The following is a 15339-nucleotide window of genomic DNA, read 5'->3' on the forward strand; positions in this document are numbered from 1 at the left end:
CGGCGCACAGGCACCGATAGTGGATAAGACTATTCGATATTTTTTCCCCTGCCAGTCAGATAATTGGCGCTAAACTCAGTGAAATGTAAGCAAGGATCCATCAGTAAATTTCATCGCATAACAGTGAATAAAACCGATAACACGGATGATTAGCGAATTTTTTGTCGCTTGTTGCTTTTCTGTTTTGTCCTCATCCACCAAAAGCACAAAACAGCGGTCAGCCATTAATGTTATTTATCGACTGTTTTCCGTGCGAAGAAACACCTGGTTACAGGCGATAACGCATGATTGCGTTAAACAACGCGCTCTGTTAGAGCCTAGAATAAAGCCTGTTTCCACACTTTCCTGCCACCTGAGTACAGGCTGCTATGAACATTGATTCAGACATCACTTTTCGCAAACTGGAAATTTTCATCGCCTTTATGAACCGGGGTAATCTGTCGCGTACCGCTGATGCCCTCGGTATCAGCAGCGTCAGTGTTCATCGGGCGCTGCACAGTCTGGAAGAGAGCGTACGCTGCCCGCTGTTCATTCATAAAGGCCGCAGCCTGGTCCCGCTGCCTGCCGCGCATACGCTGTGGGAGTACAGTCAAGAAGCGCTGGATATGATGTCGCGCGGCGTGGAAGAAACGAGGAAAACGGCGGGCATAGGACAGGGACATATGCGTCTGGGAACGCTCTATTCGCTGACGCTGGAAACGATTCCACAGTTGATTATGGGGATGAAACTACGCCGCCCCGATCTGGAGCTTGAACTGACTATGGGTTCAAACCAGACGCTCACCACGCGCCTTTCAGAAGGCTCGCTGGATGCCATTCTGATCGCCATCGCCCCCGGTGATCTGGACTACAATCGCTTCGAATGTCTGCCGTTATTTGATGATGATATCTTTCTTGCCGCGCCTTCCACTTCTGGGCTGGACACTCGCTTCCCGGCGGATCTGCGCGATTTTCGTCAGCAAAAATTTGTCTCCCTGGCGGAGGGTTTCGCCACCTGGCAGGGCTTCCAGGAAGCGTTTCATGTTGCCGGATATGCACCGAATATTGTCACCCGGGTGAATGATATTTTCTCGATGCTGAGTCTGGTGCAGGCGGGGGTGGGGTTTACACTACTGCCGGGCAGAATGAAGCGGGTGTATGAGAACTCCGTGCAGTTGCTCAGGCTGGCCGAGCCGTATCAGATGCGCCAGAAGATCGGGATTGTCTTTGAGCGTAACCGCGAGCATGACCCGAATCTGCTGGCGCTGGTGGCCGAAGGGCGCATGTACAGCCGCCAACGCAGCACAACATAATGACTACCGCGTTAGACGTTCCGCCAGGCGCTTAGCCAGCAGCTCACCGCTCTGTTCCAGTGCGATCGCTTCCCCTGCGCTGCCACAGAATGCTTTGCGCGCAAGGCCGGTCAGTACCGATCCCGGCGGCATCTCAATCGCCAGCCCCACATCCCGTTCGCGGGCCGCCACCATCGCCTCATGCCAGCGCACCGTACGCGACATATTTTTCGCCAGGTCGTCAGCAATCTGCTCCGGCTGCCACAGCACACGTGCCGTGCTGCCACTGAGATACGCACAGTGTGGGCGCGTCAGTGACACCGCCTGAAATGCCATCGCCAGTTTCATAGCCGGTTCGGCCAGCAGCGCGCAGTGAGAAGGTACACTCACTGCCAGTCGATGAACTTTCTGCGCCCCAGCGTGACGTGCGCGGGTGGCGACGGCGCTCATCGCGGCGTCACTGCCGGCAATCACCAGTTGCTGAGGCGCATTGATGTTAGCCAGCCAGCAGTCGTTGCCCAGCAGCGGTGTCAGCTGTGATACCTCCAGCCCGATAATCGCCGTCAAGCCGTAGCCTTGCGGATAAGCTTCCTCCATTAGCGTACCGCGCAGCGCAACCAGCCGTAAGGCATCATCAAACGCCAGCGCCCCGGCCACCACCGCCGCCGGAAAAGCCCCAATCGACAGGCCGCAGGTGATATCCGGCACAATGCCCTGCCGCTGGAGTTCACGCGCATGCGCCACGCCGGTAATCAGCAGACAGAGCTGTACCGCCCGGGTATGTTGCAGCGCGCTGGCCTGATCTAACTCGCGAGCATCCTCCGCCAGCACCTCACTGGCCTGATCAAGTAACGCCTGTCCATTGGGGAGCTGTTGCAGCATTCCGGGGCGCTGTGGCCCCTGACCTGGAAAAGAGAACAGTATTTTCATGGTATGACACTCCACGGCTGGGTGGTGATGCGCGGGCCTGCGTTGGTTTTCAACAGCACGCGCCCGTCACGCAGCCATTCACTTAAGGCAAAGGCGCCTTGTGGCACTTCCACCTGTGTATCCACACGACAAGGCAGTTGGCTGACAAACTGCTGCCAGCGTTCCAGCTCCTGCTGCGCCACGGGTTCCGGGCAGCGGATCAGCAGGTCGAGATCGCTATCGTTATGCAGTACCGGGATTTCCGTTGCCAGCGCATAGCCTACGCTGCCGGTAATGCCCCATGTCCACCACCAGCGCTGCTGCGCCAGTTGAATAGCCGCCTGTACTGGCGGCTGGGAAACAAAAGGAGAAGCCAGCAGATGCTCCACCACACTGAGTGCCTCCGGCGACAGCGTGCGGACCACATGCTTTGCTGCTACCCAACCTGCGGCACGCTGATCGCGGAGCAGGCCACGCACCCCAACCGGAATACGCCCATCCTGATCATGGTCGCGACGCACGACCAGCGGCAAAGTTCGCCGCCACTGGCTGGCAACCCAGTCGGGCAGATCGCCCTCCATCGCGTCAGCAGTGCGGATCCAGATCAAATCATGTGGCGTTATAGTCATCTTACATTCCGGATGTCAGGGTGATAAACAGCGGTAACGTGATGATACACAATAGCGAACTGATCAACAGTGTCGCTTCCGAATCCGGCGACTGCACGCCAAAACGGTTGCCAAAGACGACGCCGAAGAAACCGGCTGACAACGCCACCATCAGGATCGCCGTGATCGCCACCTGTCCGCTGATACCCAAGGCCAGCACCAGCCCCCAGGCAATAAACGGCTGAATAAGCATCGTTGTGATACTCGATATCACCACCACGCCGTTGATTTTCAGCTGACGCGCCGACAGAATCACCCCCGTCAGGAACAGTGCGCCCGCCGTGGCCGACAGTCCGAGCGGTTTGATTGCCGCCAGCACCAGCTCCGGCATCTTCACACCCAGCCCCGATAACACCACACCGAGCAGCGGTCCCCAGACAATCGGCTTGATCACCGAACGCCACATCAGCACCGGCAACATGCCGATCCCCGCACTGCCCGCATCACCCGCTGCACGCGCTTTTTCGCGCTCCAGCGTTAGCAGACAGAACGGCGTCATCAGCACTGAGCCGCAGGCAATCGACACCGCGACCGACAGCGAGGTGGATGCACCTTCCCCCAGCACGCTACCGAGGATCGGCAAGCCCAGGGCAGCATAGTTCGGCAATGCCACGGTCAGCGTCAGTACCGCCGCATCCTGTGGTGACTTTTTAAACATCCGCGTACTAATAAAGTAGATCGCGGCATAGACAATCCACATCGCCAGCACCAGCACCAGAATCAGTGGCGACTGCTGGATAATCCCGGCCCACGGCGTCTGCACAGTGGCACTGAACAAGGCCGCTGGCAGGGCAAAGTCCATCACAAAAATATTCAGTAAAGAGACATTCTTATTATCCACCATCCCGGCTTTGCCGGCGTAAAAGCCCAGGAGCATAATGATAAAGATGGGGGCAAGAGCATGAACAATCACGTAAGTCATAACATCACCTGTTAGTTGAAGTAAGCACAGGCGCGATGATTATTAGTTCAGACTGGCGGATGTCTGTCAGATATCCGCCAGTCTCGCAGGTTGTCTTATCGATTTCACAACGGGCCTTACCAGAGTTGACGCATCCGTTCTCTGACGGTGTGTGAACTGCGACGGTTCTCTGCTTTTAGCCGGCACTGCAACCCAGGATCATGGCGTGCCGCAGTAATAGCCGCCGTCAGCGCCTGTTGCACCTGTGCCACATCAGCAGCATCGGGTGCATCAGGCTGACGAATATCCAGCAGCGCTTCCAGCAATCCCAGACTGTGGTAATTTTTGATGTCGTAAGCCATCGGCGGGATGGTCTGCGCCAGTTTTTCCAGTGCCTCGACGCTGCGCAGCGTAATACGCGCCGCCGCCGCTTTGCCCATCGCATGAATCAGCACGCCGCTGTCGTTAAAGGCGATCAGCCGGTTAGCCTGGTAGCCGTGTGCCAGGAAAGCCCCCGACATCGCTTTGCCAACAATCAGCCCAATCACCACATGACCCGCCAGCCGCGCTTCTGCGTAAGCCCCGGCGGCAGCAGCCAGCGCCTGATGAATACCAAAAGCCTCTTCACGCCGACCGTAGGCCTGGCTGGCAACATCAATCACCGCGATAATCGGCCGCTTGTCGGCTTTTTGGGCATCCTGCGCCACAGTTTCACTGACCACTTTCGCCAGCGTCCAGCCCTCTAACAGTCCGACTTCGCCCTGTCTGGCGCGGGGATAGTGGTTATCGGCATCCGGTACCACGGCAATAAAACGCACGGCTTCCCCGTTTACGTGACCGTCAGCGACCTGCACAGACGGGCATAACCCCGGTAAACGGGCCGCTCCGGCACTGAGTTGCTGTAGCCAGATTTCACCGCGTCCTGTTGGCTGTTTCATTTGTGATCCTCCCCACTGAATAGCTGTGTAATCTGTTGTGCATCGGCCTGCTGGCGGGTATCAAACTGTGCCAGACGCGGCAGATAGTGCTGATAATGCTGTGAGCGATGTAACGCCGGAACGCCCTTCGCCAGCGCCGTACGCATGGCCTGTTGAACGACATGCTGACCGTCAGCGACAATCGCATCCACCAGGCCGCTGCGGGCGCGCACTTCTCCTCCGGTCATGCTCCAGATAAATGGCCTGTCGCGAGAGTCGTACTCATCAATACCCGCTTCCTGTTCAATCACCTGCGGACCATTCAGCCCCAGCCGGGCCTCACGGGTGACAATCAGATAGCTGCACAGCCCGGCGGCGATCGACATCCCGCCAAAGCAGCCCACCGTGCCCGCGATAATGCCAACCACCGGGGTGTAGCGCCGCAGGTCGACAATGGCGGCGTGGATATCCGCAATCGCTGCCAGACCGAGGTTGGCTTCCTGTAGCCGTACGCCACCCGTTTCCAGGCAGAGCACTGCGCGAGTGGCGATGCCCTTGCGGTTATCCTCAGCGGCCAGTTCCAGTGCAGCCGCCATTTTCGCCCCGGAGACTTCGCCCATGCTGCCGCCCTGGAATGCCCCTTCAATGGCAATCACCACGGCGGGTTGACCATCGATGGTGCCTTTTGCCACCACCATGCCGTCATCAGACTGCGGCACAACGCCTTGTGCACCCAGCCACGGCGACATGATGCCGTCGAACGGGTCGAGCAGTTCGCGGAAGCTACCGTCATCCAGCAGCAGACGTGCGCGCTCACGCGCTTTCAGTTCGATAAAGCTGCTGTCATTACGCATCGGCTACCTCCTCAAACACCTGTTCAATGCGGATGCGGGCCACACCGGGGGTGGCACCAAAATCATGAATGGTCATCTGCCCGGCAGGTAGTGAGCCAAAGCTGCTGATACGCTCAAACAGCGCCTGCCAGCGCGGGCTGCTGTTATCGACCGAGGTGGTGATTGCCACGCTCAGGACATGGCTGCTGTTCGCTGTGAACAGCACTTCCATATCGCCGGACCCTACCACACCCGCCAGCACCTTACCGCTGAGGTGGCGTGTAGCCGGAAAAGACAAGGTTATCTGTTGCATAAGATCCTCTTAAAATTGATTGCTCGTCTGCGGGGATGAGCAATTGTTGCGGGCGGGGCATGCCCCGCCCCTACGAACAGCGGGTTGCCACACATCGCCAGGACGACCGTTTGTTGCGGGCGGGGCATGCCCCTACGCCCATCCTTTTGTAGGGGTCGGGCATCCCCGGCCCGAGCAATGGACATGGTCCAGGAAAATCGTGGCAGACAGCAGGTCGGCTGCACCGCCTGGTGAAGCATTCAGCGCCAGCATTGCTGCATCCAGCCGCTGAAGCGCCTGCTGCCCTGCAGGTTGCTGCACCCCGCCTGCCACCAGTACCGCCCGCGCCCCCTGCTGCATCGCTTCCAGCCCTGGCATTCCGGCACGCGACAGTACACAGGTATCGCTGAGCGAGGTCATGATCGCCATCAGCGCATCCAGCCGTGCTGCGTTGCTGTTCGCCCCCTGCTGGCGACTTTGCCAGAGCTGCGGCAGAGCCAGATTCATCACATGGGGGAACCCCTGCTGAGCCTCTTCCCGTGCTCCGGGCAGACGATAACGTGAACAGGCGCGCAGGCCGTTGCTGAACAGCGTCGGCGCAGCGTCATCCGGCAGCTGTGCCAGGCGCGCGGCCATACGGGTTATCTGCGTCGGGCTACCGCGCCCTCCGCACATGGCAGCCGCAGAGACCAGCAACCCCAGAGCCCAGATAGCACCGCGATGCGTATTCACTCCGCCAGTCACCTGCATCATCACCGCTTCGCCTTCACGTCCCAGTCGGCCCACCAACTGGCGCAGAGCGATATCCGCCGGACGCTGCCAGCTCTGTCGCGCCATCTCGCGGAACATTGGCGTCAGACTGTGAGCAGAACGCTCCATCAGCGCCAACGTCAGGTCGTGATGCGCCCCGCTACCCCGGCGATCCACCAATCCTGGTTTCGGCGTGAGGTTGGCTTCTATGACCAGGCAACGTGTTGCCAGCGCGGCCAGGCGCTGTGCATGGCGTTCCGCCGAACTTGCAGCCCACTGCCGTTGCAGGTTCACTACCAGCTCCTGAATTTGGCCGGAGGCTCATACAACCCGCCGGACCATTCGACCAGGTCAGCCACGCTGCCTGCCGCCAGCAGGGAACGGGTGGCATCGGTACGGCGAATGCCAAGATCTTCCGGGAAGGCCACCTTCCCTTCGCGCCGCAGCTGCTGCACCCGCTTCGCATCCACGCCCAGACCGATATCGGTAATCCCGGCGACCGCCGCCACCATCGCCCGCCGTTCTTCCAGCGACTGCGCACGATAGAGGTAAGCAATCCCCTCTTCGGTCAGTACGTGGGTAACGTCATCGCCGTAGATCATGACCGGGGCCAGCGGCATGCCGGACGCTTTTGCCACCTCGACCGCTTCCAGTTTTTCAACAAAGGTCGGTTTTGCGCCAGCCTGGAAGGTTTCCACCATCTGCACCACCAGCTTGCGACCCCGTGCCATCGGGTCAGGTTCGTTGATCATAGCCAGCCAGGCTGGGGTGGCATGGCGGCGACCATGCGGGTCGTGCCCCATATTGGGCGCACCGCCAAAGCCCGACAGGCGGCCACGCGTCACGGTGGAGGAGTTCGCATCGCCGTCCACCTGTAAGGTGGAGCCGATAAACATATCGGCGGCATACTGGCCCGCCATCTGGCAGAAGGCGCGGTTGGATCGCATAGAACCATCGGCCCCGGTGAAGAACACGTCCGGGCGCGCTGCAACGTATTTTTCCATTCCCAGCTCACCGCCGAAGCAGTGCACGCTTTCCACCCAGCCGCTTTCAATCGCCGGGATTAACGTCGGGTGCGGATTCAGGGTCCAGTGACGGCAGATTTTGCCTTTCAGGCCCAGCTGTTCGCCGTAAGTGGGTAGCAGCAGTTCGATGGCGGCGGTGTTAAACCCAATACCGTGGTTGAGCGACTGCACTTTGTGCTCGGCGTAGATGCCTTTGATCGCCAGCATCGCCATCAGCACATGCTCCTGTTTGATCAGGCGTGGGTCACGGGTGAACAACGGTTCGATAAAGAAGGGTTTATCCGCCACCACCACAAAGTCGATCCACGAACCGGGGATATCGACGCGCGGCAGATCGCTCTCGTCATCCACCAGTTCATTCACCTGGGCAATGACGATGCCATCATGGAATGCCGCCGCTTCGACCAGTGCCGGGGTGTCTTCCGTACTGGGACCGGTGTAGAGATTGCCTTTACGATCGGCTTTGAAACCCGCGACCAGCGCCACGTTAGGGATCAGGTCAACATACAGCCGCGAATAGAGTTCGATGTAGGTGTGAATGGCGCCAATTTCCAGCAGGCCGTCCTCCAGCAGCTGCGAAATACGCAGGCTCTGGGTGCCGGAAAATGAGAAATCGAGCTTGCGGGCAATCCCTTTTTCGAAGATATCAAGATGCTCGCTACGGCCGACGCTCGGCATGATCATATGCAGATCGTGCAGTTTTTTCGGGTTGACCTGCGCCAGCGATCGGGACAGAAAATCGGCCTGTTTCTGGTTGTTACCCTCCATAACGACGCGGTCGCCAGGGACAATCAGTTTTTCCAGCATGGCGATCAAATCATCGGTAGGGAGAACTTTGTGGGTGAGCCCGAGGCTGGCAATACGGCGCTGTTTTTCGCGGCGACGCGTATCCCAGATTCGGGGGGATGATTGGGTAAGCATGATGTAACCTCCTGTAAGCGCATCCTGTCAGGGATGCTTCAGTCTGATTACCGAGTCTGCACGCCGGGGCGCAGTCAAACAATTACACCCAGTGCTATAACCATTACGCCAGGCGTAACGGTTTTTTAAATATTAATTAAATCAGATGTGTAATGATTTTAAATCGGGATCGTGGTCACAATGCTTTCGCGCTAAATGCACAAAGGCGGGCAGATAATGGCAGAAGCCTGTGTGCTCGTAGTGCAGTGACAGGGCTGGAGCCGGGGTGGGCACGCCGGATCGGCAAAAGACGCACCCATGAGGGCCTCGGCACGCAGCGTTCTGGCGCGTGACGTCCGGCTTACCTCACCCCAGCCCCATCCCCGCACAAACGGTGCCCGTGTTAGAAAAGGGGGTTAATTAGCATATAGGATCGTTTTGTAAACCGTAGGTGCAGGCATAAGGATCGGTCCATTGGTTGTCTTTATGGAAGAAGACGAGTGACTCTCCATTATCCAGAATAGCAAATGCCAGGCCACTGGATTGTACCGTCCAGTCTCCGGATGAACCGTCTTTGAATTTCACTGAACCAGATGAAACACAGGGAGAATAATATTCATGAAGTAGATTCCCACTTTTTTTATATTCTTTTGCCAGATTAAAAAAACGAATCATTTGTTTTTTATTCGGTATAAATACTTTACAGGCTTCTTCTTCATTTTTATCTTCACGACCTTGAGACTGTTGACCAACATCTTTGATATCGATATCGATAACCGTCCTTCCCTGAACTTGCATCGAGCAAAAAAACAGAGATAAAAAAATAATAATTAATGATTTATTTACATTCATTATTGAAAATATATTTCCCTTTTCAGAAAAAACTGCGCCATCTCTGGCGCAGTGGTGATTTAACATATTGGATCGTCGCCTAAACCGTAGGTGCAGGCATAAGGATCGGTCCATTGGTTGTCTTTATGGAAGAAGACGGATGATTTCCCATTTTCAAAAACAACAATCCCTAAACCGCTGGATTGTACTGTCCATCGGCCTGAAGTACCGTCTTTAAATTTGACGCTACCTATCGCCAGGCAGGGTGAGTAATATTCATGAAGTAGATTTCCACTTTCTTCCGATTCTTTAGAAAGATTGAAATATCGGGTCATCTGTTTTTTTGTCGGCCTGAAGACCTTGCAGGCTATTTCTTCATCCTTATCATTCCGTTGGTCAGAGTACAACCCGATACCTTTAACCTCGAGGTGGCTGACAACTCTTGCCTGCGCATGAACTGAAACGACAATGAAAATGCAGAAAATAGCCGTGAAGATATTTGTCATTTTTACCATTTCGCTGTGCTGGCCTCAGTTGAGTTTTTCCTACCAATATCCGGATGACGATGTATTTCATTCATTGAGACTTTTAGCGTACTGACAAGCTCTTTAACTAACCAATTCAGAGAATCGTTCTGCTGCTCATTGACCTCTTCATAAACGAATTCTGTTTTCCCAGTTTTAGGATTTTCTACTCTTTCCGCCTTGCCCACAATTTCTATCCCAATACTGTCAACATTACTGGGGAATCGATCCGGATAATTTTTCACTTTTTCAATCTGATGCACCTTATCGTAATTTTTCCATGACTTTTCCAGTTCAGTCACTTTTTTCAAATCTGCCGGCTCGCATTTTTTCGTCAGATAGCAGCGGGATTGTAGCCTTCCCACATGCCAGGTGACTTTAAACAATGAGGCGGTTTGATAGATGGTGCCATCTCTGTCAATCAGAAAGTGAGCGCCAGCGGCGCCTTTGTTTTGATAGCTATGAAAGGTGCTGCTCGCTGTAGAGGCATTGGTCTGATGCACGACAATGCCATTCACCGCATCCATTTTTTCATGCTCGATATTATTGAATATTTTGATCTTAATACGGTCGGCATAAATATGACCATTTTCATTAACGTATAGCATTGGTTTCCCTCCCTTGAGGCGATTTAGATCACCGTATTGGCTTTGATGTCATAGCCCATTGAAACGGTTCCCGCCGTTTTCCCCTCTGCATTTTGCAGCACGTAATCCATCTTCACCCGCGAGAACGCGATGGCGACCTTTTCGAGTGGTGCGGGCATGTTGTCATAGCAGATCAACGCCACCCGGGTAATGATGACCTCTTGCAGGGTGATGATCTGATATTCCAGCGGCGATCCGCCCGCTTTGCGCACGGTCAGCACCGCTTCGGGGATCGGTTTACCGCTAAGGGAATACTGGAGAAGATTGGGGCTGGATTTATCAATAAAGTGATCGAAGTAAAGATCGCCGACGGTGGATTTCCCTGCGCCACCGCCGCTTCCTGAGTGCATATTGGATGGCTGGCGGGCAGCCCACGTCCAGCGCAGAACGTCAATTTCGCCTTTATGTGCAAAATCCTGGGATTCGCCCTCAATACCGGTAAATCTGATAAAAATATCCTGAGCCATATCTCTTCCTTGTTGATGAATAAAATCATAAAACGAATGGCTGTTTATTTAAACGGAACCTGTTAGTGGATTGATTAATAGATTTAATCTGTTAAGGACAGGGAAAGGTAAAGCCAATGGCGGTGAATAACAAATAGTAAAAAAACGATTTATAAAAGATTACGGGAGAATAAAGAAACACACCATCGTGGCTGTTTTAACACACACAGCGAGCACTCTATTACGGGGAGGGGGCCAGTTTGAGGTAAGCCGGGCGGCACGCGCCAGGGATGGCGCGTGCCGAGGCCCGCAGCGATCAGTCGGCCAGAGGTTCTGCCATCGGTGGCGTATGATGCACCGCAATATAACGCTGGAAGCGACTCTCTTTCAACTTCGTCAGATCCACCAGCACCAGCCCGTCTATACAGTGGTTGAAGTCCGGGTCACTGCCGAAGTCGATAAACTGTACCCCGCCGGTTTCGCACAGCTCGGAATACTGCTTGTACAGCGGTGGGATCCCCGTACCCAGGTTGCTTAATAGCCGCTTCAGACGTTTGAGATCGTCACTGTAGTTATCACCGCTGAACTGGGCCAGCACATCAGGCAGCGAGGCCGGATACGGACGGCGTGAGGTGGCCAGCGGCAGGTCCGGGGCAAAGTACAGACGATAGAATGCCACCAGCAGATCGCGCGCCGCCAGCGGCAGACCTCCCGAGATGGAAACCGGGCCAAACAGATAGCGGTACTGCGGATATTTCGCCAGATACGCGCCAATGCCCATCCACAGATAATCGAGGCCACGTTTGCCCCAATAGGCAGGCTGAATAAAACTGCGCCCCAGTTCAATGCCCTGCATCAGCACCGGGCTCATCTGGTGGTCGTAATGGAACAGGCTGTGGCTGTAGATCCCTTCAAAGCCTTTTCGTTCGAACTGTTCAGCGGTGGGAATAAAGCGGTAAGCGCCAACGATATCCAGCGCCTCTTCATCCCATAAAATCAGGTGATAATAGTCGTCGTCGTAATCATCAAGATCGCGTCGCGTCCCGCTGCCCTCACCCACCGCGCGGAAGGCGATTTCACGCAGCCTTCCCAGCTCACGCAGGATCGGGACATAGTCTTCGCCCTGACGGCGATAGAGGTAAATCATCTTACCGTCGGGCAGTTGCCCCAGCACTTCGCATCCGGCCAGTGCCCGCTTCAGCACCGCGCGATCTTCTGCGCGCGCAATGGCAGCTTCCGTCTGGAACAACTCGGATTTACCCAGCCCGATACGGTAGAGATGACGGCGAAAACGCGCCGCCAGCTCTTTCGCCGGGGTGTGTCCATCATGCCAGCTGGCGTAAGGGATGCGCTTACCGATTTTCAATTTCAGCCGCACGCCACGATTGCCGAACATTTCACGCACCAGTAACAGCATCGACAACGGCTGATAGATTTTTGAGGTGAGATAGAACAGCGCGCTGTTGCGGCCGCTGACGTGGATCGGCACCACCGGCGCGCGGAAACGGGCGGCCAGGCGCAGGAAACCGTGGCTCCATTTGCCATCTTTCACACCCTTGCTGCCAAAGCGGGAGACTTCCCCCGCCGGGAAGAAGATCAGCACGCCCTGGTTTTCCAGCTGCTCCTGCATCTGCCCCACCTGCTGGCGGCTGGTGCGGTTGCCCATGTTGTCCACCAGCACCATCAGGCTGCTCAGCGAAGACAGGCAGTTCAGCAGACGGTTGGTGACAATTTTCACATCGCGCCGCACCTGAGAGACGGCATGCAGCAGCGCCAAACCATCCAGCGTTCCCAGCGGATGGTTGGCAACAATCACCACCGGTCCTGTGCTGGGGATCTGCTCCAGGTCGCGTTCGCTGAGTTCACAGCTGACATCCAGGTACTCCAGCACCTGCTCCACCATATCCAGCCCTTTCAGGTGGCGGTTGCGCTGGTTGAACTGCTGGAACTCTTTTTCATGGAGCAGGCGGCGCAGCACGCTTTTCTGCCAGGAGGGGGTGTCATGTCCGGGACTGAGATCGTCTAATACGCTTTCAACTGTAAACACGGGTTAGCCTCCAGGTGTTTTATCGGCACACTAACCAGCCCGGATGACATTTTCATGTCAGGTAAATGACAGGTGAAATACCCGATGAATTTGTGTCGCCGCCCTGAAGAGAAGAAGGATTCAGATTGCACTGAATATTGCGGGAATTAACGGCTTTTCTTGCTGTTCTTCAGGCGTTCAGGTTAAAATGCGCCCAACTATAACCCATTCAATTTATTGATATTTTTTTATTTACCGCATCGTTACAACGCGTGCTTTCGGAAATTTTTCGCACCTTATGGCGTCCCTTTCCCTCCTGGCAGCATAATCCACGTGTGGCAGTAAAAATTATCAGCATGACTGACTCCTCATGATGAACCTGAAAACGCTGCTTCCTCTGCTCTGTCTGCTGTTAGCCGGGTGTGGTTCGCTGTCCAGCAACAGTATTGATACGTCAGCGGCAGCCAGCTTGCAGGCCAGCTGTCGCCTGCCGCTCAATGCGCAGATTGATCAACTGGCGCAGCCGCAGATTGACCAGCAGCGCACACCAGGCATGGTGGTGGCCGTGCTGGGTGCAGACCGTCAGCGCCATATATTCAGCTACGGCTATACCGATACCGATAAACGTATTCCCATCAACGGCGATACACTGTTTGCCGTCGGCTCTGTCACCAAAGGGTTCACCGCCGAAAGTGCGGCGCTGCTGGTCGCTGACGGGAAGCTGCGCTGGGATGAGACGCTCGGCCAGCTCATCGGCAAAGATGTTCCCCTGAGTGAAGATGCACGCGCTATCCCGCTGCAACAGCTTGCAACGCATACTGCCGGGCTACCACGCCAGATGCCCAGTCTGCATATGCTTCGCAAGCTGACGGCGTATCTGTTTTACGGTGAGCCTTTCTACGATGATCTTGATGACGGCGAGTTCCTGAACTATTTGCAGGATTTCAGCCGCCCGCGTCATCAGCAGGTGATGTATTCCAATCTGGGGTACGCCATTCTTGATTACGCCATCACACAGCGATCGGGCCAGACGCCACAGCAGATCGCCGGGCAGCGGATTATTGCGCCACTCGGCCTGCGTCATACCGGTTTTCAGCCGCAGCGATTGCCGGGCTATTTGCTGCGTGCACGCGGCCATGCCGGGGATCAGCCGAAGTTTGTGAAGCGCGGAGAGGCGGTGCCGGACTGGAATTTTAACGGTTATATGGTGGGTGCCGCATCGTTGTGGTCAAGCGGCAACGATTTGCTGACCTATCTGAGTGCCCATCTGTACGGCAGCGGCGATCCGACCCTGGATAAAGCCTTTATTGATGCCACCACCATCCGCTTTAAAGAGGCGCAAAACGACTCCTCCGCACTGGCGTGGCTGAGCAACAATCTCAATGGGCAGAGCATTCTCTACCAGTCCGGTTTTATTGGCGGCTATGCCAGTTATATCGGAATGGATCTGAAGCATAAAACGGCGATTGTGGTGCTGCAAAACAGCTTTAACTGGGACAACACCATCGGCCACCGCATGCTGTTGCGCATGGCAGAAAACCAGGATACGCCGGGTGGATGCCGGTAATGCGGGGCGGGCATGCCCACCCCCTACGATGACCGGCGTACAGGCCGACCGTTTTTTCCGTCCTGCGCGGGTGGCGCTGCGTAGGGGCGAGGCATGCCTCGCCCGGGGTTATTCGTCGAGCTCCAGCGGTGGCAACTGCGAGAACACACTCAATAAACCACTGCTCCATAACTGGCGGATCTGCGAGAAATAGGGATGTTTTTCAGTAATATGATACTGCTGCATACTGCTGTAACTGTCCGTTGGATAGACCATCACATCCAGCGGTAACCCCACCGAAATATTACTCGCCAGCGTGGAGTCCATCGAAATCAGTGCGCACTGCATCGCCTGATCCAGCGGTGTATCAAAACGCAGCACGCGGTCAATAATCGGCTTACCGTATTTGCTTTCCCCAATCTGGAAATACGGCGTATCGGTACTGGCTTCGATAAAGTTGCCCTGCGGGTAGATCTGGAACAGCCGTGGCTCTTCGCCTTTGATCTGCCCGCCCAGCATCAACGTGCCGCCAAACTCCTCGCCGTCGCGCTTGATCACCGAACGTAACGTTTCCCCTACCAGCAGCGCCACATCGTACATGTTCGTGGCGTTCATCAGGCTAGGATTTTTGCCATCTTCGCAGCCACGCCGCAGCAGGCTCAGCGCACTCTGGGTGGTGGCCAGATTACCGGCGCTTTGCAGCACCAGGGTCCGTTCGCCATCTTGCTGAAAAACATGAAGCTTACGGAACGAGGAAATATGATCCACGCCCGCATTGGTTCGGGAATCGGAAACGAAAATCATCCCTGACGATAAACGCATAGCTACACAATAGGTCATAGTGAGTCCGATA

At 55.7% G+C, this 15339-nt stretch carries 16 protein-coding genes; 2 read left to right on the forward strand and 14 right to left on the reverse strand.

Going from position 1 to position 15339, the window contains the following annotated elements:
• Positions 1 to 368 precede the first annotated feature (368 nt).
• On the forward strand, positions 369 to 1292 hold the full coding sequence (locus HHI26_RS07730) for a LysR family transcriptional regulator (RefSeq protein ID WP_171148870.1): 924 nt from the start codon (positions 369 to 371) through the stop codon (positions 1290 to 1292).
• Between the two features lie 3 nt (positions 1293 to 1295).
• Here HHI26_RS07730 and mdcH read toward each other — a convergent pair whose 3' ends face one another.
• The 13 genes from mdcH to HHI26_RS07795 all read right to left on the reverse strand — a co-directional run bounded on the left by mdcH (position 1296) and on the right by HHI26_RS07795 (position 12961).
• Positions 1296 to 2201 carry a malonate decarboxylase subunit epsilon gene (gene mdcH, locus HHI26_RS07735; RefSeq protein ID WP_133843739.1) on the reverse strand — a complete coding sequence of 302 codons (906 nt, stop codon included), beginning with the start codon at positions 2199 to 2201 and terminating at the stop codon, positions 1296 to 1298.
• Positions 2198 to 2809, reverse strand: coding sequence for a malonate decarboxylase holo-ACP synthase (locus tag HHI26_RS07740; RefSeq protein WP_133843741.1), 612 nt, complete (start codon positions 2807 to 2809; stop codon positions 2198 to 2200). The genes mdcH and HHI26_RS07740 overlap by 4 nt, the downstream gene beginning before the upstream one ends.
• A 1-nt stretch (position 2810) precedes the next feature.
• Entirely contained in the window at positions 2811 to 3770 is a 960-nt protein-coding gene (locus HHI26_RS07745; RefSeq protein WP_133843743.1) for an AEC family transporter, read from the reverse strand.
• Positions 3771 to 3886: 116 nt separating this feature from the next.
• Complete coding sequence (mdcE, locus tag HHI26_RS07750; protein WP_171148871.1) at positions 3887 to 4687, reverse strand: biotin-independent malonate decarboxylase subunit gamma; 801 nt, start codon at positions 4685 to 4687, stop codon at positions 3887 to 3889.
• Positions 4684 to 5520: a biotin-independent malonate decarboxylase subunit beta gene (locus HHI26_RS07755; RefSeq protein WP_133843747.1), complete on the reverse strand. Its 837-nt coding sequence runs from the start codon at positions 5518 to 5520 to the stop codon at positions 4684 to 4686. Before HHI26_RS07755 ends, mdcE begins: the two co-directional genes overlap by 4 nt.
• Positions 5513 to 5812: a malonate decarboxylase acyl carrier protein gene (gene mdcC / locus HHI26_RS07760; protein ID WP_171148872.1), complete on the reverse strand. Its 300-nt coding sequence runs from the start codon at positions 5810 to 5812 to the stop codon at positions 5513 to 5515. Before mdcC ends, HHI26_RS07755 begins: the two co-directional genes overlap by 8 nt.
• Positions 5813 to 5944: 132 nt before the next feature.
• A complete protein-coding gene (locus tag HHI26_RS07765) occupies positions 5945 to 6835 on the reverse strand; it encodes a triphosphoribosyl-dephospho-CoA synthase (RefSeq protein ID WP_171148873.1) in 891 nt (296 codons plus the stop codon).
• Entirely contained in the window at positions 6835 to 8490 is a 1656-nt protein-coding gene (mdcA, locus tag HHI26_RS07770) for a malonate decarboxylase subunit alpha (RefSeq protein ID WP_171148944.1), read from the reverse strand. Before mdcA ends, HHI26_RS07765 begins: the two co-directional genes overlap by 1 nt.
• Before the next feature lie 396 nt (positions 8491 to 8886).
• Positions 8887 to 9384 carry a hypothetical protein gene (locus HHI26_RS07775; RefSeq protein WP_133843755.1) on the reverse strand — a complete coding sequence of 166 codons (498 nt, stop codon included), beginning with the start codon at positions 9382 to 9384 and terminating at the stop codon, positions 8887 to 8889.
• On the reverse strand, positions 9378 to 9803 hold the full coding sequence (locus tag HHI26_RS07780) for a hypothetical protein (RefSeq protein WP_133843757.1): 426 nt from the start codon (positions 9801 to 9803) through the stop codon (positions 9378 to 9380). The genes HHI26_RS07775 and HHI26_RS07780 overlap by 7 nt, the downstream gene beginning before the upstream one ends.
• A gap of 2 nt (positions 9804 to 9805) precedes the next feature.
• Entirely contained in the window at positions 9806 to 10429 is a 624-nt protein-coding gene (locus HHI26_RS07785) for an N-acetylmuramoyl-L-alanine amidase (RefSeq protein ID WP_133843759.1), read from the reverse strand.
• Positions 10430 to 10452: 23 nt separating this feature from the next.
• Positions 10453 to 10935 carry a type VI secretion system tube protein Hcp gene (locus HHI26_RS07790; RefSeq protein ID WP_133843761.1) on the reverse strand — a complete coding sequence of 161 codons (483 nt, stop codon included), beginning with the start codon at positions 10933 to 10935 and terminating at the stop codon, positions 10453 to 10455.
• Between the two features lie 295 nt (positions 10936 to 11230).
• Positions 11231 to 12961 carry a GNAT family N-acyltransferase gene (locus tag HHI26_RS07795; protein ID WP_133843763.1) on the reverse strand — a complete coding sequence of 577 codons (1731 nt, stop codon included), beginning with the start codon at positions 12959 to 12961 and terminating at the stop codon, positions 11231 to 11233.
• A gap of 349 nt (positions 12962 to 13310) precedes the next feature.
• Between HHI26_RS07795 and HHI26_RS07800 the strand changes: the two genes are divergently transcribed.
• Positions 13311 to 14507 carry a serine hydrolase domain-containing protein gene (locus tag HHI26_RS07800; RefSeq protein WP_133843765.1) on the forward strand — a complete coding sequence of 399 codons (1197 nt, stop codon included), beginning with the start codon at positions 13311 to 13313 and terminating at the stop codon, positions 14505 to 14507.
• A gap of 108 nt (positions 14508 to 14615) precedes the next feature.
• On the opposite strand, the gene HHI26_RS07805 is transcribed toward HHI26_RS07800, so the two are convergent.
• Positions 14616 to 15326 (reverse strand): proteasome-type protease, encoded by a 711-nt coding sequence (locus HHI26_RS07805; protein WP_133843767.1) that lies wholly within the window; start codon positions 15324 to 15326, stop codon positions 14616 to 14618.
• Positions 15327 to 15339: the final 13 nt, after the last annotated feature.

This window comes from Erwinia sp. JH02 (assembly GCF_013074405.1).
In the GTDB taxonomy this organism is placed as follows: Bacteria; Pseudomonadota; Gammaproteobacteria; order Enterobacterales; family Enterobacteriaceae; genus Erwinia; species Erwinia rhapontici.

Excerpts from the sequence above, each read along its gene's own strand:
- mdcE (WP_171148871.1), bottom strand. The coding sequence starts at position 4,687 with ATGAAACAGCCAACAGGACGCGGTGAAATCTGGCTACAGCAACTCAGT.
- HHI26_RS07785 (WP_133843759.1), bottom strand. The coding sequence starts at position 10,429 with ATGCTATACGTTAATGAAAATGGTCATATTTATGCCGACCGTATTAAG.
- mdcC (WP_171148872.1), bottom strand. The coding sequence starts at position 5,812 with ATGCAACAGATAACCTTGTCTTTTCCGGCTACACGCCACCTCAGCGGT.
- mdcH (WP_133843739.1), bottom strand. The coding sequence starts at position 2,201 with ATGAAAATACTGTTCTCTTTTCCAGGTCAGGGGCCACAGCGCCCCGGA.
- HHI26_RS07790 (WP_133843761.1), bottom strand. The coding sequence starts at position 10,935 with ATGGCTCAGGATATTTTTATCAGATTTACCGGTATTGAGGGCGAATCC.
- HHI26_RS07805 (WP_133843767.1), bottom strand. The coding sequence starts at position 15,326 with ATGACCTATTGTGTAGCTATGCGTTTATCGTCAGGGATGATTTTCGTT.
- HHI26_RS07745 (WP_133843743.1), bottom strand. The coding sequence starts at position 3,770 with ATGACTTACGTGATTGTTCATGCTCTTGCCCCCATCTTTATCATTATG.
- HHI26_RS07780 (WP_133843757.1), bottom strand. The coding sequence starts at position 9,803 with ATGACAAATATCTTCACGGCTATTTTCTGCATTTTCATTGTCGTTTCA.
- HHI26_RS07800 (WP_133843765.1), top strand. The coding sequence starts at position 13,311 with ATGATGAACCTGAAAACGCTGCTTCCTCTGCTCTGTCTGCTGTTAGCC.
- HHI26_RS07775 (WP_133843755.1), bottom strand. The coding sequence starts at position 9,384 with ATGTTAAATCACCACTGCGCCAGAGATGGCGCAGTTTTTTCTGAAAAG.
- HHI26_RS07730 (WP_171148870.1), top strand. The coding sequence starts at position 369 with ATGAACATTGATTCAGACATCACTTTTCGCAAACTGGAAATTTTCATC.
- HHI26_RS07755 (WP_133843747.1), bottom strand. The coding sequence starts at position 5,520 with ATGCGTAATGACAGCAGCTTTATCGAACTGAAAGCGCGTGAGCGCGCA.
- HHI26_RS07740 (WP_133843741.1), bottom strand. The coding sequence starts at position 2,809 with ATGACTATAACGCCACATGATTTGATCTGGATCCGCACTGCTGACGCG.